Genomic DNA, 22,571 nt, shown 5'->3' with positions numbered 1-22,571 from the left:
CTAGATGCTCTCTCCCACCTAAAAAAATGATTTGATGTTACTTTTTTCAATTATAGATTAACGGGTCTATCAATAATTTTCATGTTAGGACATTTGTCTTTCAATAAACGAATGAATTCGTCTTCTTCTTGTGGTACACCCGCTGTTAGTGTATCGAATAACCCATACATGATTTCTAGTCGTTGTCTTGTCCATTTGTTTGAATGTAATGACTTCCCGGAGTACTTAATGTATTGAACATCTTCAAATGGTATTTCAGTGTTTGCAAAATAGTATTTAATGATTACTGATTTATCTGTGATCGTGTAGGTGGAGCGATAAGTGAATATAAGGTTAAGTATGTTTAAAATCGTGCAGATTAAGAGTGTGCTGTTAGTGCCTTGTGTGAATAATAAAGCGATAAAAATAAAAATAGTTATGAAAAGTATAAGTAGATGAATAGGGTTTTGTTTTACTTTGAACTTCATTTATAATCAGTCCTTTATATGAAATGACTTCCTGAGCAACATAGGATGTTATTTTATATAACATCTAATTATATTAACTTATTTATTTATTATTATAAATTAATATAATTTCTTTAAATTGAATGATCCAATTACATACATGGACAATCCGAAAAATGCTCCCGCGCAGCTATAGGTAATAACGTTAAATAAAGAAATGGAGATTTCCTCTGAACGTAAATAAGGAAAAACATAAGACATTAAGATGAACATTTGGACTCCCCAAGTTAAACCTTGTTTTACACTGGATTTTCTTAATTGTTTCTTTTTTTCTTCATATTCTTCTTTTGTTGCACACTCTGTATCGTTTAATTTTTTCTTTTCTATTTTCTGAAATATATATAATGAGGAAATCATATTAACAAGAAAAATCAATATAGTTCCGATAGAGATTGTATTGTTCATAGTATCAACGATGAGCATAATAAACATGACTAATATATTTAAATACCATAAACCAACGCCTGCAATTGCTAATTCTTTATTAATTTCTTGTTTTTGATATTCATCTCTTTCACTCATTGCGCCGATAAAGCGAGTGTATATTTTTTCTTTCCATTTCTTTTTCATCGTTTAATCTACCTCCCAGAATAAAGTGTTTAAATCTGTTTGTAACGCTTTTGCTAATTCAATACATAAGGATAGAGAAGGATTATATTTATTGTTTTCAATTAAATTGATTGTCTGTCTAGCAACCTTCACTTTTCTAGCTAATTCTAATTGGGAAAGCCCTGCTAATTTTCGGTATGTCCTTACATGGTTCAAATATAAGCCTCCTTTTCAATCTATCGTCTTAGAAAAAATGTCATCTATATATGACATTTTATGTTGGGAGGGATAAAATGTCAATTATATGTGACAAAAATATTTAGAATGCAGTTGATCCTTATAGGGGAAAAGAAGGGGGGAGTTAGTGCAAGGTGGCGTGAATTCAATGATTAAGGGAGAATGGAAGAAAATTAATATGTAAAAGTTTACTCTATGTTTTTTGGATTCTTTTTTGTATTCTGATAATATATCGTTGGTTGAATGTAGATGTAAGTGATGTAGCAAGAATTTCAATATGTGAACCATTGGTTTACATCGATTAAACTGATGGTTTCTTTATGAATTAGGGTTTTATATGTAATAATTTTTTAGAGGTGAATAATATGAATTTAGGTCCGCAATTAAAAAAGTTCCGTGAATCCAAAAAATTTTCACAAGAAGATGTAGCTCGAAAGGTTGGAGTAACTAGACAAGCCGTTTATAAATGGGAGAGTAATAAAAGTTATCCGGATATTGAGAATTTGATTTTACTTAGCAAATTGTATGAAGTAACAATTGATGAGTTAATAAAGGAACCAGAAGATGTTAGTGAGGAGTTAGATAAAGAAGATAAAGATGAATGTGAGGACGATGATAATGAGAATGATTTTGGCTTTTTTATAGGTATTGCACTCATATTTATAGGGATATTTATTGGTATTGAGGGGATTTCTTTATTTATAACTATATTGGGGATGCTGATAATGGTATTTTATACTGATGTCAAAAAAGCGATCATTCATGAATTTAAAATAAATAGAAGACCGAACTAGATCGCTTTTCTAGTTTGATCTTCTTTTGTTTTCATACTCGTAATTTTGAATCCTGTTTATAGAAATAGAGCCTATCAATTGGTGGGTTCTAAGTGTTTAATCAAACGTTTGTTTAAAAAAATTATGTATCCATTATATATAGAAACTTAACATTCATTTTACAGTATCTTCAAAAATGAATGTTAAAATTTAGTAGAAGTTAGCAAGACAAATTATATGTATAAAGGAGATGCTGGAACGTGGGAATTTTCGTATCAGAAGTAGAAACATTTTTATTTTGTTCAGCAACTGTCACACAGCGAGATTGTACATTTGATTTTGTCGTTCGTAGCACGCCGATAGGGATTGCGATTTGTTTAGTAGAAGATTATGAAGTAGAGTGGCTTCCGATGAGAGTAGAGACATATTTAGAAGTGAATGGAAGTATGTTTTCAGATGAAGAGGCAAAAGAGGAATTTCGCAACCAATTAAATAGTGAAACGGGCTGGATGCTAGATAAGCAAGGAGATCATGACGGCATTGTTCAAAGAGCGATGCGAATAGATGAATATGAAGCATTTCAAACGGTAGAAAAGAATATTCCGCGTGAGATGAGAAAAGATGCGACACCTCTTCAAGTGGAGTATGACTTAGATGAAGAGAGAATAAATCTTATAAGAAAACGTTCAAACCGCCTTATGTAAGGCGGTTTTCTTTGCTTTCTTAAAACCTGCTTAAAAGATAAGCTATTATATTTCGTAACATTTGAATTTTTGTTACAATATAAGTGATAGTGTAAAACTTTGTAAAGAAAGCGTAATAATGTAAAAATCCATTTTGAGTTTTCGGTATATACGTCACTGTTATGAGAAGTCGAAGGTGACCTGCACTTATTTTCTCTAACTATTTTGAATTAGTATGGGGCTAGCTGCTTTCTCTTATCTAAAGAGAACAGGTATATTGTTTTTTATTAGGATTTCTATCATTGTTATTTTCTGAAAGTTTTATATAATCAAGAATCACTATATTGAGATATAGAAAGGGCGAGAGTATGATACCAAATACCGTTCGTACGCCAAACAAAAAGAAGAAATGGATTATCATTGGGGTTATTGCATTAATTGCTATCGTTGCAGCCGTCAATATTTTTATTATGCAAGGAAATAAAAAAGGCGCGGCTAAGGACGACGCTGTAAGTTTTGAGAAAGTAACGGAGCGTTCACTTAATAATACGAAGTTGATTTCCGGACAAGTAAAACCTGGGAATATTGAGAGCTTCTACGCAGATCCTGCAAAGGGAAAAGTAAAGGATATTGAAGTGAAAGAAGGACAGGAAGTAGAAAAGGGTGCGAAATTATTCTCTTATGATAATGAAGAAATTAATTTACAAATGAAGCAAGCTGAGCTGGATCAAAAAATGGCTGGCATGCGCTACGACCAAGCACAAAAGAAAATCGATTCATTAAAGAAAGACATTAAGAAAGCAAAAGATAGCGGCGCTGGGAAAGAAGTAACAGATCCGTTAGAAGAGCAAGTAAGTGAACTAGAAATACAGCAAAAAACAAGTGATCTTGAGAAAGAAAAAGGACAATTACAAGTACAAGAGTTAAAGAAAAAACAAGGTGAATTCACAATTTATAGTGATTTTGCAGGTGTTGTCCAAAAGCTAGATAAAGATGCAGCGCAAAGTTCAGCGCAAGCAGCGGGTGGACAAGGAAAAGCATTCCTACAAATCGCATCGAAAGATCCATTCCAAATTCAAGGAACATTAACAGAACTTCAAAAATCACAAATTCAAAAAGATCAAACATTTACTGTAACTGCAAAAGCAAATAGTAAGAAGAAATGGACAGGGAAAATTACAGAAGTAAGTGAATTCCCAACGAGTGCAGAGATGGCACAAGCAGCTGGAGCGGGTGAAGGCACGCAAAATATGTCTCAGTATACATATAAAGCAAGTCTTGATGGGCAAGAAGGTTTATCTCCAGGCTATCACGTATCATTGCAAGTAGATTTAGAAAATAAGAAGATGATTGCAGTTCCTAGTAAGAGCATTGTAGAAAAAGGTGAAGATGCATTTGTTTATGTTGAAGATAAAGGAAAACTTCGTAAACAAAATGTGAAAAAAGGTGCTACTGATGGAGATTGGACAGAAGTTCTTGAAGGCGTAACAGTGGGGCAAAAGGTGGTTAAAAATCCTTCCGACAACGTGTATGACGGAATGGAAGTGAAAGAAAAATGATTACGTTAAACAATATTCATAAAACATATTATCAAGGGCAACTTGCAGTACCCATTTTGCATGGTATTAATTTAACGATTCAAAACGGTGAATTTGTTTCCATTATGGGACCGTCTGGTTCTGGGAAATCAACGCTTATGAATATTATTGGTTGTTTAGATCGTCCAACAGAAGGTGAATATATGCTGGATGATGTGAATATCTTAACAGCAGACGAGACAAAACTTGCTCTTATTCGTAATGAATATATCGGCTTTGTCTTCCAGCACTTTAACTTACTACCACGTCTATCAGCAGTAGAAAATGTAGAATTACCGCTTATTTATGGTGGTCTAAAGAAAGCGGAGCGTCGCCAAAGGGCTCTTGAAGCGCTTGGGAAAGTTGGATTATCAGATCGGGTACATCATTTGCCAAGTGAATTATCAGGTGGACAAAAGCAGCGTGTAGCTATCGCGAGATCGATTGCAAATGATCCAACGTTTATTATGGCCGATGAGCCAACGGGGGCTCTTGATACAAAATCAGGTGAACAAGTTATGGATATATTCACGAAGTTAAACGCAGAAGGTACAACGATCGTTATGGTTACTCACGAGGAGGAAGTTGCGGCATATTCTTCGCGCCGAATCGTGCTAAGAGACGGGAAAATTACAGAAGATAGAAGGTGTGCGGTATGAGTTTACTAGATAGTATCAAAATTGCCCTCTCTTCTATTTTAGCTCATAAACTACGCTCAGCACTGACGATGCTCGGGATTATTATCGGCGTCGGTTCTATTATTACCGTTGTTGCGATTGGGCAAGGCGGGGAAGCGATGTTAAAGTCGCAAATCGCTGGTTCTGGTAATAATGTTATGCCAATTCAATTTACTGCGGATATTAACGATCCATATGGAATGGGAGCAAGTGAGAGACCAAAAATAACGGAAGAAGACATCTTTGAAGTGAAAAAAGTTCCGGAAGTTTCTCATGTTATTACAACCAATAATACGATGGAACCACTTGAGATTAATGATAAAAAAGAGATGGTTAATGTTATCGGGTTAGATAATGAATATTTTGCAGTCAATAAAACGAAAGTAGTAAAAGGTCGCTCACTCAATGAAAACGATATTTCACAAGGAAATAACGTGGTCATGATTAGTACAAAAATGGAAGATGAGTTGTTTAAGAAAGAAAACCCTGTTGGGAAAATTATTGAAATGAAAGGCCAACCGATGCAAATTATCGGTGTGTATAAATCAGATAATTCGTTTATGGGAATGGGGCCTTCAGAAGCATTAGTTCCGCTTACATTATGGCCAACCCTATACGGAACAGATGAAATTCAAAGTATTTCAATACAGGCGAAAAATGTAGATAATTTAGAGTCTGCTGGTAAGAAAGCAGTTGAAGTATTAAATAGTCGTAAGCCGAGTGAAAATACCGGTAAATATGAAATGGTGAACTTAAAAGAATTCCAGGATGGTGTTTCGAAAGTAACAGGTATTATGACAATGATCATCGGTGGTATCGCCGGTATTTCCTTAGTTGTTGGTGGTATTGGAGTTATGAATATTATGCTTGTATCCGTAACAGAGCGTACGCGCGAAATTGGGGTACGTAAAGCACTTGGGGCAACGCGTAGTAAAATCTTACTGCAATTCTTAATTGAAGCTGTTATGCTAACGCTTCTAGGTGGATTGATCGGAATCGGTCTTGGATACGGTGGGGCATATATTGTTTCTACATTTGCAAAATGGCCACCGCTCGTTTCATGGGAAGTTGTCGTAGGCGGCGTATTATTCTCTATGACGCTTGGTATTATTTTTGGATTAATTCCAGCGAACAAAGCAGCGAAATTAGATCCAATTGAAGCACTTCGTTACGAGTAGATTGTTAGTGTAGTAGAGAGAGCTCTCTACTACATATAGAAATATAAAACTCTATTTTTTAGGGGAGAGAGAGGATCTGCCAGAGGATAGAGGCGGTCAGGTCCTTTTTTGGCCCTATGCGGCGTGAAGACAGAAGGAGGTTGTGAGCGTAAGGCTTCTTTTCTAGTCATAACCACGTTTAGATCTTTTTGTCCTTATGCTAGGTGAAGCGAAAGAGAGAGCAAGGGTATAAGTCAATTTTTATATTGTTCTAACGGGCGATTTGCTTCTTCTCATAAAGAGGATGTGAACCGCCCGTTAGAACGGGTTACATAAATAGAAGGAGGTTTTTTAGAATGGAACCGAATGTTAATGCACAAAAGGTTAGTGGAGAAAAACCATCTTTACTCGGAATGATTATATCTCCTGGATTGCAGTTTGAGAGAATGAAGAATAGTAATGCGGTATGGGGTGCATTTTGGTTAGTGACCGTATTAGCTGGTATTGTAGGGGCTCTTGCATCTTATTTATATTCTCAAGATCCTGCGACTATAGCGAGCAATAAAGAGCTTGGAATAGAATTACCATTAGCATTTACATTAGGCGGTGGTTTTCTTATTGCAGCTGTTGTTGTTATCATTACATTCTTTCTTAGTGCTGTTGTGTATAAAGTGTTAATGATGTTTATGAGCAATGATACTTCTTATAAAAAGTTATTAACGATCACTGTTTATTCTAGTATTATCGGTACACTTGGTATTATTATAAATATGGTAATCGCGTTTATTATTGGTGGAAATGGGCAGGAGATGTACACAGGTTTAGGGACAGTATTTGCTTCTACTGGCGGCGTTGTACATGGTATTTTGAAAAATTTTGAGGTATTTACAATTTGGGGACTATTGGTAACTGGATTAGGACTACACATTACAGCTGGTCTAAGTAAGAAACAAGCAACGATTCTTGTTGTCGTTTTCTTTATTTTAACATTAGCTTTTAGTGCAATCAGCGCCATGATCCCGGGAATGTAATATAGGATATATGTATGAAAACGGCTCATAAGGAGCCGTTTTTTTTCAGCTTGTTGAGAAACAGGGGCTCGGGGGATCCTGTTTTTTTGTCGTTTTTTGTTAGTTAGTCGATATCCTTTGTCGAATCGCTGATATATTCAAATTTGCGCCGATATATGATGAGAAACGATCGATATATTTGAAAAATCGCTGATAAAATTTCATTCACCACTTTATATGAACACCCGATGCCGCTTTTTTATTTTTGTATGTATTTCAAATATCCATTTTAGAATTTGAAATTCCCCCTAGCCAAATTTGAAATTTCCCTAGAGAGAATTTCAAATACCCTCCCATGAAACTCCCATTCTCTTCTTATATTGTAAAGGTACCGCGGAATAACAAAGAGGTATACCTTTTAGAAATAGGTATGAGATGAAACCGGCTACTTTTACAGAAACTGTTACGTCGTATGAGAAGATGATTAAAAATCAAATGAAGAAGCTTTGTCTGTATAAAGATTATGAAGAGTATTATCAATGCGGCTTAATCGGACTTTGGATGGCATATGAAAAGTATGAGGAAGAGAAAGGGACCTTTTCAGCTTATGCCTTTGTAACGGTGCGTGGCTATTTATTGGAGAAGTTGAAGAAAGAAAGTCGATTTCAAAAGCGACATACATTTGCCGGTCAGGAAATGTTGCAAAATGTGTGCGGAGCGGAAATATCGTCAGAAGTTTGGGAGTATATGAGTTTGTTAGATGAGAAAGAGAAACGTGTGATTTCAGAGTGTTTTTATGTAGGGAAGAAGATCCATGAAATTGCTGACGAGATGGAGATGACGTATTATCAGGTGCGCTGGATTTATCGGCGGGCGCTAGAGAAGATGCGCATTAAGAAATAAAAAATAAAATGGAGACGAGGGAATATACCTTGTCTCCATCTCTTACATGTATGTTAGAAGTTATTACGAAAATCGTCGAGCATCATTTGGGCGATAAGATTACCAGTTTTTCGCCATTGTTGTTTCATTTTATAGCAGGATATGGGAAGAATGGTCGTTTCTCCATTATGAAAACGGAGTATCGCTCGATTATTTGTGCCTTTTTGAATATGTTTAATACTTTTGTAGAAGACCCAGATGCAATCCCAAGCGGCCGGTGATTTGGTTGGAATGGCACAAATGAAGAGACGATGATTAATGGGGATCGGTGTATTTTGTCGTAAATCCCATTTTTTAATAATTGCTTTTCGTCTTCCTTCGTATGTGGAATAATTGTGTGAGAGAATGAGTTCTTTTATGAGTTGTAATGGTGTATTTTTTGAGTAGAGAATTCCTTTGGTGGTATGGATTTGCGTACGATAAAAAGGGTCTTCATAAGACGACATCATCATTACGGCACTAGACATGGCATACAAATTAGTTAGCTCATGCACCTGAATAGCCTCCTTTAAAAGTTAGTGGTCTTACATATTCTATTATATAGATGAAATTTGGAAATGAATGTAAATATTTGTAAAACTTTGTTCGAGTTTGTAAATGATAGGCTTTCCATATAAAGTTATTGTGAATTTTCGACTTTTTCCTCCTTAAAAAGGGTTTCTATCTTTTTTTCAATTTAAATTTATATAATTTGCATCGCTTGTACATATATATGACAATAGAACTAGTTAGGCGGTGATAGAATATGAAGCGGAAATATATTATTATTGTGGCATTTGTTGCCATTCTTTTCGTATACTTAGCAAGCAGTAATCCTAGTAAAACGGAATATACAGAGTGGGCAGCAAAACAATTTATGAATCGCAATGATATTAGCAAAAAGTTAACAGAGGTTGAGGAAGAAAATCCAGATGGACTTGTTGGTGAACTGGCGACAATTGGTAAGAAGTTAGCGAAGAAATATGTCGAGCCACAAGTTGATTTGCTCATCAATCATTATACAAAGCGTGACGATTATATGTTCTTTTCGACATATACGACAGAATTTACACTAGGGAAAGAAAATTATAAATATGTTTCAGTCGGGTTTTCTCACATTTTTATTCCGATTGAGATGCCGAAGAAAAAAGACGAAGCTGCAAAGTAGTGCAGCTTCGTCTTCTTTTATTTAAGGAGAGACGTTTAGTTCTGAGATAGTCTTTTCAACAAGTCGTGCTCCTTTTTTACGGGTATTTCCATCTAGTGACAAGAAAATGCCCGAGGAGAGAATTTTGTCCATCACGCTGTTAATCGTTTGTTCATTCACAGGTGTAATTGGGTTGTCGATAGAGAAGACAACTGTTTTCCCATCTTCTTTCAAGAAAATTAATTCTAGTACGTTCATTTGGATTTACCTCCTTTTCATGAAAAGTTTACGGATTTGAGATATCGGATGTACTTAAAAGCTGAACGGCATGAAGCTTTAATTGTTGTAAGGAAGCAACTGCAAGTGCCACTTCATGTACTTTTGCTACATCGGCATTTTGTTTAACGCGTTTAAATTGTTTGTTCTTTAAAATTGCTTTTCCGTTTGCGCCTGTACCGCCGTTTAGGACAAGGCGTAAGCTTAAATCAGTTACAATCGTTTCAATCGCCATGTTTTTCACCCCCTTTTCGTCATATATATAGGAGGTAAAGATCATATTTTGGCGTGAATTTTTTTCTTTTTTTTGGTACTCTTAGAAGAATAAGAGAGGAGTTTCTAAAGATGAATCGTAAATGGTTAGTTTGGATTCCCGTTTTACTATGGATGGGGATTATTTTTTATTCTTCGGCACAGCCGTATCAAAAACAGGATCTGCGCCCAAATATTGTGCAGTATGTGAATGTAGAATTTGTGAAAGAACATTTTTCGTGGGTATCCATTGATTATGGCGGGGGTACACCAGTTAGTATTGAGAATAAAGGTGTTGATGGTTTTATTGAATTTTTCCTTCGTAAAGGGGCTCACTTTATGGTCTTTTTTATGCTTGGTGCGTTGACATATTATGCTTTGCAGCGCTCAGGGTATAAAAGAGGGCGTGCCTTCTTATTTTCACTTTTCTTTGTAGCAGGATATGCAACATTTGATGAAATTCATCAGTGTTTTACTGGTGACCGTACGCCGATGTGGCAAGATTCTGTGTTAGATACGTCGGGCGGATTGATAGGCATTATTATAAGCAATTGGTTTTGGCATAGAAAAAGGAGCTAACCCGTTCGGGATAGCTCTTTTTCTGCATGTTATACACCAAGTAACTCTTTCAATTCGTCTGTTGATAGTTCTGTCATCCAACTGTCACTTGTGATAATAGCACTACTTAGCGATTGTTTACGCTCTAGCATTTCATCGATTTTTTCTTCAAGTGTACCTGTTGTAATGAGTTTATGAACGTGTACGAATCGCTTTTGACCGATGCGATATGCACGGTCGGTTGCCTGGTTTTCCACAGCTGGATTCCACCAGCGGTCATAGTGAATGACGTGATTTGCGGCAGTTAAATTTAGACCTGTACCACCAGCTTTTAATGAGAGAATGAAGATGTCGTATGTCCCGTTTTGGAATTGTTCAATCATCTTATCTCGTTCCATCTTCGGTACACTACCGTTTAGAAAGAGAACACGTTGACCAAATTTCTCTTCTAATATTTTTTGTAACATATTTCCCATTCCAATATACTGCGTGAAAATTAGGCAGCTTTCGTTTTGATCTTTAATATTTTCAATAAGATCCATTAATGTTTGTGTCTTCATCGAGCGCTGCACAATATCTTTTGGCGCTTCTTCTTTTAAATACAGCGCAGGGTGATTACAAATTTGTTTTAGCTTACTGAGCATCATTAAAATAAAGCCGCGTCTTTCAATACCTGTTAAGCTTTGGATGTTTTGCAGTGTATCTTGTACGAGTTGTTCATATAATGAAGCTTGTTCCCCTGTTAGCGGACAGTATTCTTTTTGTTCTTGTTTTTCCGGTAAGTTCAATGAGACTGTTTGGTCTTGTTTTGTTCGGCGCAGTAAGAACGGTGAGATGAATCTTTGTACTTGCTGAATTTTCGCTTCGTCACGATCTTTTTCAATTGGCGAGACGAAACGGCGCTGAAATTGACCTAGACTCCCAAGATATCCGTGGTTTAAGAAGTCAAAAATTGACCACAGCTCTGCTAAACGATTTTCCATCGGCGTACCTGTTAAAGCAATTTTGTGATTTGCTCGCAGTTGCCGAACCGCTCTTGATTGTTTCGTTTGTGGATTCTTTATATTTTGCGCCTCATCTAAAATAATCGCATCCCAGCACTCTGTACTAAGCTCTTCCTCATCAAGTTGTGCTAGTGCATAAGAAGTTAATACAACGTCGGCACTTTGCAAGAATTCTTTAAACGAATCGCCTTTTGAACGGTTGCTTCCATAATGTAATTGCACGCGTAGGTTTGGCGCAAAGCGTTCAAATTCTTTCTGCCAGTTTCCAAGAACAGATGTCGGTGCAATAATAAGTGCCGGGCCTGTTTGGAGGTTATTTTCTTTTACATATAATAAATAAGTAATGGTTTGGATACTTTTACCGAGACCCATATCATCGGCTAGTAATGATCCGAATCCGAGCTCTCGTAAATATAAGAGCCATTCTACGCCATGCTCTTGGTATGGCCGAAGTGTGGCTTGTAAAGAAGATGGTATTTGAACTTTCGAAATGTCACCGATATGCAGGAGCTTTTGGAAAAGCTCTTCGTAATAGCCATCTAGTTCAATTTCAATGTCTGTAAATGGATTGTCTTCTTCTACAATTTCTGCTTCAGCAGTGTTTGATAAATGCTGCTGTAAGACATCTTTCATTTCGAGACCATATTTATCTGCGCGCTTCATTAATTTTTTTACTTCTTCAATAAAGGCAGGATCAAGTCTCATCCACTGTCCATTTACATGAAAGAGTCGTTTGTTTTGTTCGACTAGATCAAAAAACTCACTCTCTGATAGGTCGATACCGTCTGTGGAAATGCGCCAGTCGAAATTGACGAGAGTGTTCATACCGAAGAAGGATTCGGTTTGATTCGTGTTCTGCTTCAATTGCACGCGTAACTTTGGTTTTGTTGCTTTTAAATTTTGCCACCAAGACGGTAGTAAAATATCAACGCCAGCTGCTAATAGTTCATTACTTGCTTCGGTTAAGAAGTTCCATGCTTCCGTTTCATAGAGCTCATTTCGAAAGTGATTATTTTCCTGAAGCCATGGAATTAGCTTGCCGAATCCTTCCTGCGTTTCTTGAATACGTTCTTCATAGTTATGCCATCTCTTTGGTAGTGAATCGATGCCATTATATACATAAATCCGGTGGGCTCCGCGTTTTGTTGTAATAATTGTTTCAAGCTTCCACATTTCAAAATCATCTTGCGGCTCTTGGAGACGAAGACCAATTGTAAAGGGAAGATCATCCTCGATGTAACCGATTTTTCGGAACCAATCTTCTTCGTGCATCGCTGCGGCAAGTTGTCTTTTCGCGAAATCATAGTGTTCATATAGTCGCTTCGCATTTTCCCAGCCATCACTTGAGCGCGTGTCTTGCAGAATACTCTCATTAACTGCCTGAGAGAAAAGGGATGAGAGTGTCTCATCATCAGTTGAAATATCATTCACTTTCCATGCTGGATGATTGGTCCACAGCTTCATATCAGGTATAAAGCTTCCAGTTACAAAGGCGTTCCATAGTTCTTTTGCATCGTTTGTAAGCGCAGTAACAGGACCATTCATTTTCAGCTTAGCAAATGAATTCATTGGCCTATTGGCGATATATTCAAATGCCTGAACATTCGTTAATATAATCCCGCTGCGTCCTTCATAACTAGCTTCTTTCAAGAAGGTGCCGAAAAAGGACGTTGCATGCCATGTGAAGGCGTGTTGTTTCCACTCTTCTATCGGTAAGAGGGTACCAGCTTTATCTTCTCCCCAAAGGAACCAACCTTGATTTACGTGCTGGAGCCGAATCGTTACTTCAGTTTGTATGATCATCGATTAATTTTCCTTTCCGCAGCTCTTCCTGTAGTGCTCTTAGGCGTGAATATAAGTTAGCGGTTTGGATAATGAAAGTGTTCCATTCATCCGTTCGTTTGAGCCGCTTATAGAGCATACGCAATTTCTTTAAGTAACGGACCGCGCGGCGATATGATTTGCGATTCCTTTCTTCAATTGCTTGCATCGCTGCAAGATGATAGAGCGGAAGAGCTGCATCTGGTGCTTCTTTTTCAATTTCTTTTAGAGGCTCTTTTAGTAATTCGATTGCTTCAAATCCGTATAAGAGATGAAGTTCTGTCCATTCATAATATTGCTTTTTTGCTAGTGCGTATTGCTCGTAGTTTATGAAGCTGTATGGCAATAGTTCTTGCAAAATCATTTCTAAACCCGCTTGTTCATTTATGTGCGTCGCATATGTTTCATACATCATGATGAACAAACGAACGATATCTTTTACAAAAAGAGGATCGGCCTGATCATGTATTGTTTTCTTCACTTGTTTATAGGTGAAAGAAAGCCAGCTCTTGGCGCGCTCCCATTGCATTGTGTTCAGTAATTCTTCGAGCCAGTCGAAATAAAGACCGACAACTTCTGTTGGTTGTGTTTCCAGTAAGTCCATGGCGGCGTTGTCTTCTTGGTTTAAAAAGAGTAGATGAGAAGAGGCGAGTGCTTTCGAGAGTGGATGCATCTTCGCGTCAATTCGTTTTTCTTCTTCTCGTATCCAAGATGTTTCTGTGAGAAGCTCGCCCCATATATGCCGGTAAATAAAGAACCTTTCCTGTGTGTAGGAATTGGTGGAGAAGAAAATACTGTGCACTTGGCGAGCTGTTTCTTGCAAAATTGGTTTACATTCACTTGGAATCGATTCTGATTTCAAGTCACGTACAAGCGCTTCAACTTTATCGACAAATAGACGAACAACGTGAATGGGTTGGTGATAGGAATACGTTTTGTTTGTCTCAAATTCCTGAATTTCTTCTAATAACTTTTGAAAGCAAAATAGGGCGCTATGTAATTTGAACAACTCATGTATAGCAATAACGCGCGGTGCTTTTCGTTCTAATTTCATATGAAAGTCTGTAAAGATGCTCATAAGAAAATACATTTGTTTATACGTGAGCCGTGCTTGTTCTTTTTTAAATGCGTCATATTCATTTTCAAAATATGCGTGCCAACTTTTAAAATCCGTATCTTCAAAGGCAGATGATTGTAATATTTGCCGTGCTGTTCGAATGGGAGGGAGTGATGGTTTTGTTTTATTTTTAAATAATGTTAATACTTCTCCCACTTGTCCGAAGCTAGAAGCTGCAGATAGTAAAACAGCGAGCATATGCTCACACTGCGTCGGCGCAAAGCAATCACAATAGCTTTCCGCGATATTACGAATCGGAATATGAACGCTATACACATTTCCTTCAGCATCTACGGTTCCTGATAAGGTATAGCCATCAAAATCAACATTGTAGACAAGGCCGCTGCGATATAAGTGACGGGCTGTGGCAACATGTTCTTGATCGGCTGCTTGCTGCGGATCGAGTCCTTGAACAAATTCATTCGCGATCATCATAATTTCGTCTTTCGTAATTGAATGTTGCAGCATAATTTTCCTCCGTACAAAAGATTTCTTTCCTTTACCATTATAAACAAAAAGTAGTGAAAACAGAAAAAATGAATTTGATCGTACAAAAAAGGGTAAATATGGTAACATATAATTGGTAAAATATATTAATTTTTCTATTTAGGGGGAGAGTTAATTTGTCAGATTTGCAGACGAAATTAGGAAGCGGTATGAATAAGTTGCAAGAAGGAATTGAGCAGGGGAAGATGAAGTTGCAGGTTGCGCAAGAGATCGCGCAATTAAAAAAGGAAATACAAGTGCAAATTCAGAAGAAGACGGAAGTTTTAGTAGAACTTGGCCAAAAGGTGTATGTTCAGCTTCGGGACACGGGAGTGCAGGAAGCTGAATTACAGTCGTTAATTACTCCTATTCAAGACTTTGATGTGGCAATTTATCAAGCGCGGAAACGAATTGTGGAACTGCAAAAACAACAAGGAGAGAAAGCGATATGTGAGTGCGGGGGGGCTTTATCGATCAGTGATAAATTTTGTGGTTCGTGCGGGAAACCCAATCCAATGTTAAGGGTAGAGAGTAGTGTTGAAAAGATTGCATGTCTATCATGTAATGAACATATCACAAAAGACTCCATCTTTTGTCCAGTTTGTGGTACTAAACAAGGTGGGGAGTGAGCGAGATGTATTGTCGCATGTGCGGGAATCAACATGGTGAAGAAGTGAATTACTGTCCTAACGAGGGAAGTATGACAATGGTGGCTGGCGACAGTGTTATGCTGGAACGAGATACCGTTACATATTGCCGCGGTTGCGGTTCTGAAAATGATCAGCAAAATTTGTATTGTCAAACGTGTGGGCATTCTTTATTTACCGTCAAGAGGAAGGAAAGTATGGTGATGGGACCGAGTGTAGAAAATGGTTCTAAAGTAGAACTCGGGTTACATAAGAGCGGGTTAATAACGGGTGTAATTGGTGGAGCGATTGCGAGTGTTCTGATGTTGCTTGCAGGATGGATTGGAAGTGTAGTTGTTTCAGAGATAATGGGGAAAATATTTTATACGTTTGTTAGGGAATTACCAATGTTACCTGACTTTTATGCGAGCGCAACTTCTACACTATTAAGCTATCATTTACTTGGATTTTCAGCAGGAGATACAAATGAAGTTGTTATGACACTCTCTTGGGACACCCCATTTTTCTTATTATTAATCATTCCATTTCTTATTTTATGTGGAGTAGGAATTTGGATGGGGAAACAACGTGTTGCTAAGACAATTGGAGAACAGATTATATTAGCGGCAACGGTTGGTATTATGTATGGCTTATTTTTATTTGTCATCAGTTTTATTGCCTCGAAATCAGCATCATTCCCAGAAGTAGGAATGATAACAGTTGGGTACTCTTCATTTAAAAGTTTAGTAAGTGGTTTTATATGTGGAACTTTGTTTAGTTTATTCGGATTGATTGCACATACAAGTCGAAATCATATAGCAGATGCGTTTCAGGAGTTACTTCCATACGGATCCGCGCTATATTATGGCATGACGGCGATGGTGAAGGGGTTTTTATTAACAGCTGTTATTTTGTGTGTGACGACATTGATTGCATTATCTGGTAGTAATACGAAGTCATTTGAAAATATATTACCTACAACTTCTTCTCGAGCAATGGTAGCATTGCAACTCACACCAAGTATATGGAACATGATTCATCTGGCACCAGTAGAAATAAAAACTCCCCTCTTACAAAAGGAATTGTCTAAAGTAGTGACAACAGGTGACAAAAGCATAATGGAATTTTCATTTGTATCAGGTATATCTGCTGGCGGCGTTAAAATAAAAGATATTTTAATCGCTGAAGGTGCTCCGGTATTAATAATGGAAGTGTATGATGAGATAAATAGTAAATTCCACCTTGGTTTACTGCTCCTTATTATTCCATTCTTCTTTATGTTTAGAGCAGGACAAAAGTTAGCGAAGGTTCCATTCTCTAATATGTATGTAACGTTAGCTGTATGTAGCGGTGCTTATACATTGATGATGATTGTAATGAATTTGCTTTCTAAATTTGAAGTGAATGTAACCGGAGAGCTAGCAAGAGGATTGGGGACAGTTGGAACCGTATTTTCTATGCACAACAGCTGGCTCTATTTAATACTCGGTAGTTTTGTTTTGACTTATATAGCTGCCTTTTCCGGAATGAAGTTAGCAAAAAAGTAGGGGGAAATGATGTTGAAATTTTGTGGAACGTGTAAAAAGCAAGTCGCAGATCATTTAAACTTTTGTCCAGAATGCGGAAGTAAAGTGGAAGTAATTGAAGAAAATGTAGCTGCTTCAAGAGCGGATATACAGCGGGACATGCAACCAAAGAAGAGTAAGAAAAATATTATTCTCTTCCTTGTATTTGTCGTAATAGCGGCGTTACTGTTTGGCGCATATAAATTTGGTGCATATAAATTTTCGAAAGAGAAGCAAGTCAATTTATTAATTGAAGCTTTCAATAAAAAGGATATAAACACAATTGATTCTTTTGTAAAATCGGATGATCCGGGGTTGAAAATGAAAACGGAAGATATTAAATCTTATTTACAGTATTTAAAAGAAAATCCTTCGTATAATAAACAGTTATTATCATATTTACAAAAGCAAACTGTGGATCAAAAGCTCGCAGATAAGGAGACTTTTGTGGATGGACAGATTGTAGAAGACGGAAATGAATGGTTCTTGTATCCGAAATATAAGTTCAGCATTAAGTCGTATTTCATGAAGGTTAGCACAACTGCAAAATCTGCTGAAGTATATGTAAATGATAAAAAAGAGACTGAAATTTCTAGTGAAAAGTCTTCTAAAGAACTTGGACCTTATTTGCCTGGGACGTATGTTGTAAAAGCAAAGGCGAAGACGGAGCTGACTGAACTAGAAACGGAAAAGGAAGTTGAGTTAGCTGGAGAAAAAAATGGAAAAGTGGATGTAGAGTTATCACTGGAAGGAAAATACGTTACTATCTCTTCTGATGAAAATAGTGCGAGTGTTGTTGTAAATGGTAAGAAACGTGGGAAACTGGAATATGGTAGATATAAACTTGGTCCAGTACCAACAGATGGAACCGTTGAAGTTCATTTAGAGAAACAAAACGACTTTGGTGTTGTGAAAACAGAAAGCGTAAAAATTGTTGAGGAAGAAAGCTCATATTATTTGAAATTCCCAACGCAAACATCGGATATGGCAATCGGTGATTTCGTTCGCAGCCATATTTATAATAATGTACGTGCTATTTCTTTAAATGATTTTAGTTTAATTGAAAACGATTATGATAAGAGCGGAAAGTCGTATAAGGAAGACCGTGATTACTTGAGTTATTTAAAGAAAAAAGGAATTACTGAGGAGTTACTGAATTTTGAAGTGCGCAATGTTGAACGTCAAAGCTCTACGAAATATAAAGTAACAACATATGAAGAATATAATATTCGTTATGGTGATGGGTCTGTGAAGTTCAAAAGCTTTAATAATGAACACATCGTTACCGTAAATGCGGATGGAAAAATATTATATCATTCCATTGCTGCAAACAATACGTTGAAATCAGAAGAAGTATCTGGTCCAACACGTTAATATATAAATCCAAATTAAAAAAGTAACATCAAACCATTCTTTTCAGGTGGGTGAGAGCATCCGGCCATGCATAGAAGCGGTCAGTGCCATGATTAACCCCATGCCATGTAAAAACAGAAGGGAAAAATGAGTAGAAGCCTCTTTTTGTTTTTCATAGCCTCAATTTATATGTTAGAAAATTAAATTGGATATATAGAACGTGAAAATACTATCTCTTTTAGAGCAAGAGATAGTATTTTTTTGTAAATATCGTAGTACTTTTACAAAATACCAAAAGCCTGTACATATGGATCTTGTAGAATTCTTTTTATTAACGGAAGCATGTCTTCTTGAAATGGTATATCGATTGGAAATGGTTTTTGTGATCCCGGCTTCGTTCCGTATTGAACGAGCTTATACGGAACAGATTGATCGTGCCTCCGCACCATTAATTTATAACGATTATCGTCTTGTTCCAATGAAAAATCAATTGTATATCCGTCGTTGTATGGTTTTGGGGTACCAATCCAGTCTGTTTTTGCATGTACGTTCATCTTGTAACCCTCCTTATCGTCATTATATCGAATTCTTTCGATTTTCCAACATATAAGTTGTTGTTATGAAGAGCAATATGTGACTCACACTTAAGTTTTCTTTGAATGTATACAACGAAAAAGACCATGGCGCTTCTTTCTATGAGCGAATGCTTTCTTCCATTTGAAAAGAAAAGTAGATTTTGACCCATCTTGTCTTATTGTTTTAAACGGGGCATGGCGCTAAAAGGGCTCTGTTCCACCTAAAAGTGTGTTCTTTTTATAAAAAATAAAAGCCAGCTCTCAAATAATAAGAGAGCTGGCTGAACGTTTAGCAGTCATTGGTTATTTTAAAATTTTCACTTTAATCGTTTTACGTCCCCATTTGTCAGCAGCTGAATCAGAGCCAACTAGAACGTCGATACGGTTACCTTTAATTGCACCGCCAGTGTCACCAGCGATTGCTTCTCCATATCCTTCTACCCATACTTTTGATCCTAATGGAATCACTTTCGGGTCAACAGCAATCATTTTCATGTTTGGATTGGCTGTTAGGTCATGACCCATTGCAGTTAAGACACGGCCACCATATGTGCCGCCATTTTCGCTCGGATGAGCTGTATATGCTGTAGCTTCAACTGTTAGCTCACGGCCGCCAGCAGGAGCGTTCGTTGTCTCTTTTTTTGCAACAGGCTTAGTAGCTGGTTTTTCTTGTGCTACTGGCGCTTCTGTTTTAGCAGGTGCTTCCGATTTAGCAGGAGCAGACGTTTCTTGTTTTTCAATAACAGGTGCTGTACCTGTTAAGAATGGAACGTGAACGTAAGCTGTTTTCCCATTATATTCGAATTGTAACCACTCATTTTGTACTTGGTTCGTTGTTTCAATCATATCGTCTTTCTTCAGCGTACCAAGAATTTCTGAGTTTGTATTTGCTTCAGCACGTACGTTTAATACGTTTGCTGTTACGTAATAGATGTTTTTTGTGAAATCTGCACTTACGAATACGTCTTTACCATCTAATTTGATTTGTGACCATCCGTTTTCTGTATTTGTAACATCTAATTTATGACCATTTAATAATTTTCCTACAACTTGTGATTCAGTAGTTGGGTTCTCTCGTACATTTAATACGTCTGTTGTTACAACAGTTTCTGCTTTTGCAGAAGCAGTGAAAATCCCAAGACCAAAAACCGCTGCCGTTGCTATACCAATTAATTTTTTCATGATAGCCTCCATTGCGTTTGTTTTCGTGTCCTCATTATAGCAACAGTTTTTTTCGGGATTTGGGAAAACACACAATTACAAACCATTCGTAACAAACCATTAATACTTTGTAATATAGAAAAAAAGTGGAGAAAACGGTTTTCATTCCGTATTTTTAGGAGGTTTCGTATATATCCTTATTATTGGTAGCGCAGAGGATGTTTTTCAGTTGAACCAAAAACATTACGACAATATTACAATAATGTTACTAAACGATTGCATTCCTTGAGTAATTCGTCGATTTATGACTAAAATAGTTATATAAACATAAACAATTTGTTTGTTTGTTCACAAAGAAGTGCTATATCCTTACAAAAACAACCGCATAATTGTTACAAAAAGAAAGAAGTGCAATCCGTGCATCTCCCTTTTTTCTAACTGTAACACATCGTTTTTTTGGAAAAATACACGTTTCCATCCGCATTTTTCTTATACCAATGAACGATTATATTCTTCTTTCTTATTTTTAAAGGAAATATAACTTATTCACTTGGAGAAAATTCATTTTCGTGGGATGTAAGAAAAACACCACAAGAAACATTTCACTTGATCCGGCTACTTGCGGACAGCAATACACTTATCTCAATATGTAGAAATCTGATAAGTATTAGTGTGGGGAAAAAACCATACTCATTTTAAATTATGATTTATCCGATTTATCGCATCGGAATTATATATTTTATGAAGGGGGATTTTATGAGGAAAGTAACAAAAACATTTATTATCTCATTATCATTATGTATCGCATTTACAATTTGGGGGAGTATCCCTGAATCTATTATCGGAGAAGGTAGTTTAGGCAATGTAACAACGACAATTCAAACGGCGTTAGTAAGTAAGTTTGGATGGTTCTATATTATATCTGTTTCGCTATTTTTAGGTTTAGCTATCTTTTTAATTTTTTCAAAATATGGTTCGATCCGTTTAGGGAAAGACAACGATAAACCAGATTATAGTTATTTCACATGGTTTGCTATGCTATTTAGTGCTGGTATGGGAATCGGTTTGGTTTTCTGGGGTGTTGCGGAACCGTTAAATCACTTACAAGTACCACCGTTTGGAGAAGGTGCATCAGAAGAGAGTGCACGTCTTGCACTTCGTTTTTCATTTTTCCATTGGGGATTGCATCCGTGGGGGCTATATGCACTTGTAGCACTATGTATTGCTTATTTTACGTTCCGAAAAGGAAAACAAAGCACAATTAGTGGAGCAGTGGGTTCTTTATTTAAAAGTGGTGAAAATGGACGTTTTGCGCGTTCCTTTGATGTATTAGCTGTATTTGCGACTGTATTCGGTGTTGCAACTTCATTAGGGTTAGGAGCAAAACAAATTGCAGGTGGCGTTAGCTACTTAACATCAATTCCGAACTCATTAACGACGCAAATTATTATCATTGCGATTGTAACGGTTCTATATATGTTATCAGCACAAACAGGATTAGATAAAGGAATTAAGTATTTAAGTAATGCAAATATCGCACTAGCATTTGCTCTCATGATTTTTGTATTGTTTGCTGGTCCGACAAACTTTATTATGAATTATTTTACTTCGACAATTGGTTCTTATATTCAAGAGTTACCAAGCATGAGTTTCCGCTTAAGTCCGTTAGATGAGGGTGGAAATCAGTGGATTCAATCGTGGACGATTTTCTACTGGGCATGGTGGATTGCCTGGTCACCATTTGTTGGTACATTTATTGCCCGTGTGTCACGTGGACGTACGATTCGTGAGTTTGTCATTGGCGTATTACTCGTTCCGACTCTTATTGGTGCGCTTTGGTTCTCTGTATTTGGGGGGACAGGTATTCATATGGAGTTATTTGAAGGAACGAACATTCATGGTCAAATTCAAGAGATGGGTACTGAAATTGGACTCTTTGCTATGTTCCATGAAATGGGAAGCTTTGGCCCAGCGTTATCAGTCCTCGCGATTTTGCTTATTGCAACATTCTTTATTACATCGGCAGATTCAGCGACATTTGTACTTGGTATGTTAACGACAAACGGTAGCTTAAATCCACCAAGCCGTATTAAATTAGTTTGGGGTCTTGTACAAGCATTTTTAGCAGGGATCTTACTATATGTAGGCGGACTTGAGGCATTACAAACGGCTTCCATTATTGCAGCATTCCCGTTCATATTTGTTATCTTCTTTATGGCTATTTCTTTATTTAAAGAACTACAGAAAGAAGTTCATTCCGAGCATCATAAATAATAGAAGGAAAGAGCTGATGTTGAATCAGCTCTTTTTCAGGTCTTGATTATAAAAAGAATTATGGTAATTTGACGAAGTTGGTTCGTATAAAATGGTGAATGAAATTTTATCGGTGATCTTTCAAATATATCAATCATTTCCCACAATATATCAGCGATCTTTCAAATATATCAATCATTTCCCACAATATATCAGCGATTTTTTAAATATATCAATCATTTTTCATAATATATCGACGATTCGACAAAGGATATCGACTAACCAAC

At 36.8% G+C, this 22,571-nt stretch carries 23 protein-coding genes; 13 read left to right on the top strand and 10 right to left on the bottom strand.

The window, feature by feature from the left end; all coding sequences use genetic code 11:
• Positions 1 to 50 precede the first annotated feature (50 nt).
• The 3 genes from ACX5JI_RS15365 to ACX5JI_RS15355 form a co-directional block, all read right to left on the bottom strand.
• Positions 51 to 467 carry a PH domain-containing protein gene (locus ACX5JI_RS15365; RefSeq protein ID WP_459501901.1) on the bottom strand — a complete coding sequence of 139 codons (417 nt, stop codon included), beginning with the start codon at positions 465 to 467 and terminating at the stop codon, positions 51 to 53.
• A gap of 99 nt (positions 468 to 566) precedes the next feature.
• Entirely contained in the window at positions 567 to 1,076 is a 510-nt protein-coding gene (locus ACX5JI_RS15360) for a DUF3278 domain-containing protein (RefSeq protein WP_459501900.1), read from the bottom strand.
• Positions 1,077 to 1,079: 3 nt separating this feature from the next.
• Complete coding sequence (locus ACX5JI_RS15355) at positions 1,080 to 1,271, bottom strand: helix-turn-helix transcriptional regulator (RefSeq protein WP_459501899.1); 192 nt, start codon at positions 1,269 to 1,271, stop codon at positions 1,080 to 1,082.
• Between the two features lie 386 nt (positions 1,272 to 1,657).
• On the opposite strand from ACX5JI_RS15355, the gene ACX5JI_RS15350 reads away from it, so the two are divergent.
• The 7 genes from ACX5JI_RS15350 (at position 1,658) to ACX5JI_RS15320 (ending at position 8,072) form a co-directional block, all read left to right on the top strand.
• Complete coding sequence (locus ACX5JI_RS15350) at positions 1,658 to 2,086, top strand: helix-turn-helix domain-containing protein (protein WP_459501898.1); 429 nt, start codon at positions 1,658 to 1,660, stop codon at positions 2,084 to 2,086.
• A gap of 239 nt (positions 2,087 to 2,325) precedes the next feature.
• On the top strand, positions 2,326 to 2,769 hold the full coding sequence (locus tag ACX5JI_RS15345) for a hypothetical protein (protein ID WP_459501897.1): 444 nt from the start codon (positions 2,326 to 2,328) through the stop codon (positions 2,767 to 2,769).
• A gap of 347 nt (positions 2,770 to 3,116) precedes the next feature.
• A complete protein-coding gene (locus ACX5JI_RS15340) occupies positions 3,117 to 4,307 on the top strand; it encodes an efflux RND transporter periplasmic adaptor subunit (RefSeq protein ID WP_459501896.1) in 1,191 nt (396 codons plus the stop codon).
• A complete protein-coding gene (locus tag ACX5JI_RS15335) occupies positions 4,304 to 4,984 on the top strand; it encodes an ABC transporter ATP-binding protein (protein ID WP_459501895.1) in 681 nt (226 codons plus the stop codon). The genes ACX5JI_RS15340 and ACX5JI_RS15335 overlap by 4 nt, the downstream gene beginning before the upstream one ends.
• Entirely contained in the window at positions 4,981 to 6,180 is a 1,200-nt protein-coding gene (locus ACX5JI_RS15330) for an ABC transporter permease (RefSeq protein WP_459501894.1), read from the top strand. Before ACX5JI_RS15335 ends, ACX5JI_RS15330 begins: the two co-directional genes overlap by 4 nt.
• Positions 6,181 to 6,515: 335 nt before the next feature.
• Positions 6,516 to 7,190 carry a YknW family membrane protein gene (gene yknW / locus ACX5JI_RS15325; protein WP_459501893.1) on the top strand — a complete coding sequence of 225 codons (675 nt, stop codon included), beginning with the start codon at positions 6,516 to 6,518 and terminating at the stop codon, positions 7,188 to 7,190.
• Positions 7,191 to 7,604: 414 nt separating this feature from the next.
• Positions 7,605 to 8,072 (top strand): sigma-70 family RNA polymerase sigma factor, encoded by a 468-nt coding sequence (locus tag ACX5JI_RS15320; RefSeq protein ID WP_459501892.1) that lies wholly within the window; start codon positions 7,605 to 7,607, stop codon positions 8,070 to 8,072.
• Positions 8,073 to 8,125: 53 nt separating this feature from the next.
• On the opposite strand, the gene ACX5JI_RS15315 is transcribed toward ACX5JI_RS15320, so the two are convergent.
• Complete coding sequence (locus tag ACX5JI_RS15315) at positions 8,126 to 8,605, bottom strand: competence protein ComK (RefSeq protein WP_459501891.1); 480 nt, start codon at positions 8,603 to 8,605, stop codon at positions 8,126 to 8,128.
• Between the two features lie 251 nt (positions 8,606 to 8,856).
• On the opposite strand from ACX5JI_RS15315, the gene ACX5JI_RS15310 reads away from it, so the two are divergent.
• Entirely contained in the window at positions 8,857 to 9,258 is a 402-nt protein-coding gene (locus ACX5JI_RS15310; RefSeq protein ID WP_459501890.1) for a DUF4359 domain-containing protein, read from the top strand.
• Between the two features lie 21 nt (positions 9,259 to 9,279).
• Here the strand turns inward: ACX5JI_RS15310 and ACX5JI_RS15305 are convergent, their stop codons facing one another.
• Both ACX5JI_RS15305 and ACX5JI_RS15300 read right to left on the bottom strand, forming a co-directional pair.
• Entirely contained in the window at positions 9,280 to 9,495 is a 216-nt protein-coding gene (locus ACX5JI_RS15305; RefSeq protein ID WP_459501889.1) for a DUF2922 domain-containing protein, read from the bottom strand.
• 28 nt (positions 9,496 to 9,523) lie between these two features.
• Complete coding sequence (locus ACX5JI_RS15300; RefSeq protein ID WP_459501888.1) at positions 9,524 to 9,748, bottom strand: DUF1659 domain-containing protein; 225 nt, start codon at positions 9,746 to 9,748, stop codon at positions 9,524 to 9,526.
• Positions 9,749 to 9,858: 110 nt separating this feature from the next.
• Between ACX5JI_RS15300 and ACX5JI_RS15295 the strand changes: the two genes are divergently transcribed.
• On the top strand, positions 9,859 to 10,344 hold the full coding sequence (locus ACX5JI_RS15295; protein WP_459501887.1) for a VanZ family protein: 486 nt from the start codon (positions 9,859 to 9,861) through the stop codon (positions 10,342 to 10,344).
• A 29-nt stretch (positions 10,345 to 10,373) separates the two neighbouring features.
• Here the strand turns inward: ACX5JI_RS15295 and ACX5JI_RS15290 are convergent, their stop codons facing one another.
• A complete protein-coding gene (locus tag ACX5JI_RS15290) occupies positions 10,374 to 13,130 on the bottom strand; it encodes a DEAD/DEAH box helicase (protein ID WP_459501886.1) in 2,757 nt (918 codons plus the stop codon).
• Positions 13,114 to 14,733, bottom strand: coding sequence for an SWIM zinc finger family protein (locus ACX5JI_RS15285; protein WP_459501885.1), 1,620 nt, complete (start codon positions 14,731 to 14,733; stop codon positions 13,114 to 13,116). Before ACX5JI_RS15285 ends, ACX5JI_RS15290 begins: the two co-directional genes overlap by 17 nt.
• 155 nt (positions 14,734 to 14,888) lie before the next feature.
• Between ACX5JI_RS15285 and ACX5JI_RS15280 the strand changes: the two genes are divergently transcribed.
• Genes ACX5JI_RS15280 through ACX5JI_RS15270 form a run of 3 tightly spaced genes read left to right on the top strand, consistent with a single transcriptional unit; the run spans position 14,889 to position 18,316 of the window.
• Entirely contained in the window at positions 14,889 to 15,380 is a 492-nt protein-coding gene (locus tag ACX5JI_RS15280) for a zinc ribbon domain-containing protein (protein ID WP_459501884.1), read from the top strand.
• A 5-nt stretch (positions 15,381 to 15,385) separates the two neighbouring features.
• A complete protein-coding gene (locus ACX5JI_RS15275) occupies positions 15,386 to 16,924 on the top strand; it encodes a zinc ribbon domain-containing protein (RefSeq protein WP_459501883.1) in 1,539 nt (512 codons plus the stop codon).
• Positions 16,925 to 16,936: 12 nt separating this feature from the next.
• Positions 16,937 to 18,316: a zinc ribbon domain-containing protein gene (locus tag ACX5JI_RS15270; RefSeq protein ID WP_459502042.1), complete on the top strand. Its 1,380-nt coding sequence runs from the start codon at positions 16,937 to 16,939 to the stop codon at positions 18,314 to 18,316.
• Between the two features lie 260 nt (positions 18,317 to 18,576).
• Here the strand turns inward: ACX5JI_RS15270 and ACX5JI_RS15265 are convergent, their stop codons facing one another.
• Together ACX5JI_RS15265 and ACX5JI_RS15260 are read right to left on the bottom strand one after the other, a co-directional pair.
• Positions 18,577 to 18,849: a DUF3910 family protein gene (locus tag ACX5JI_RS15265; RefSeq protein WP_459501882.1), complete on the bottom strand. Its 273-nt coding sequence runs from the start codon at positions 18,847 to 18,849 to the stop codon at positions 18,577 to 18,579.
• A gap of 324 nt (positions 18,850 to 19,173) precedes the next feature.
• On the bottom strand, positions 19,174 to 20,052 hold the full coding sequence (locus ACX5JI_RS15260) for a cell wall-binding protein EntA (RefSeq protein ID WP_459501881.1): 879 nt from the start codon (positions 20,050 to 20,052) through the stop codon (positions 19,174 to 19,176).
• 735 nt (positions 20,053 to 20,787) lie between these two features.
• Between ACX5JI_RS15260 and opuD the strand changes: the two genes are divergently transcribed.
• Positions 20,788 to 22,305: a glycine betaine transporter OpuD gene (opuD, locus tag ACX5JI_RS15255; RefSeq protein ID WP_459501880.1), complete on the top strand. Its 1,518-nt coding sequence runs from the start codon at positions 20,788 to 20,790 to the stop codon at positions 22,303 to 22,305.
• Positions 22,306 to 22,571 lie beyond the last annotated feature (266 nt).

The sequence above is a fragment of the Bacillus sp. C1 genome, from assembly GCF_054570475.1.
The sequence above is the reverse complement of the archived record's forward strand: the minus strand, read 5'-3'. Positions and strand labels throughout refer to the sequence as shown.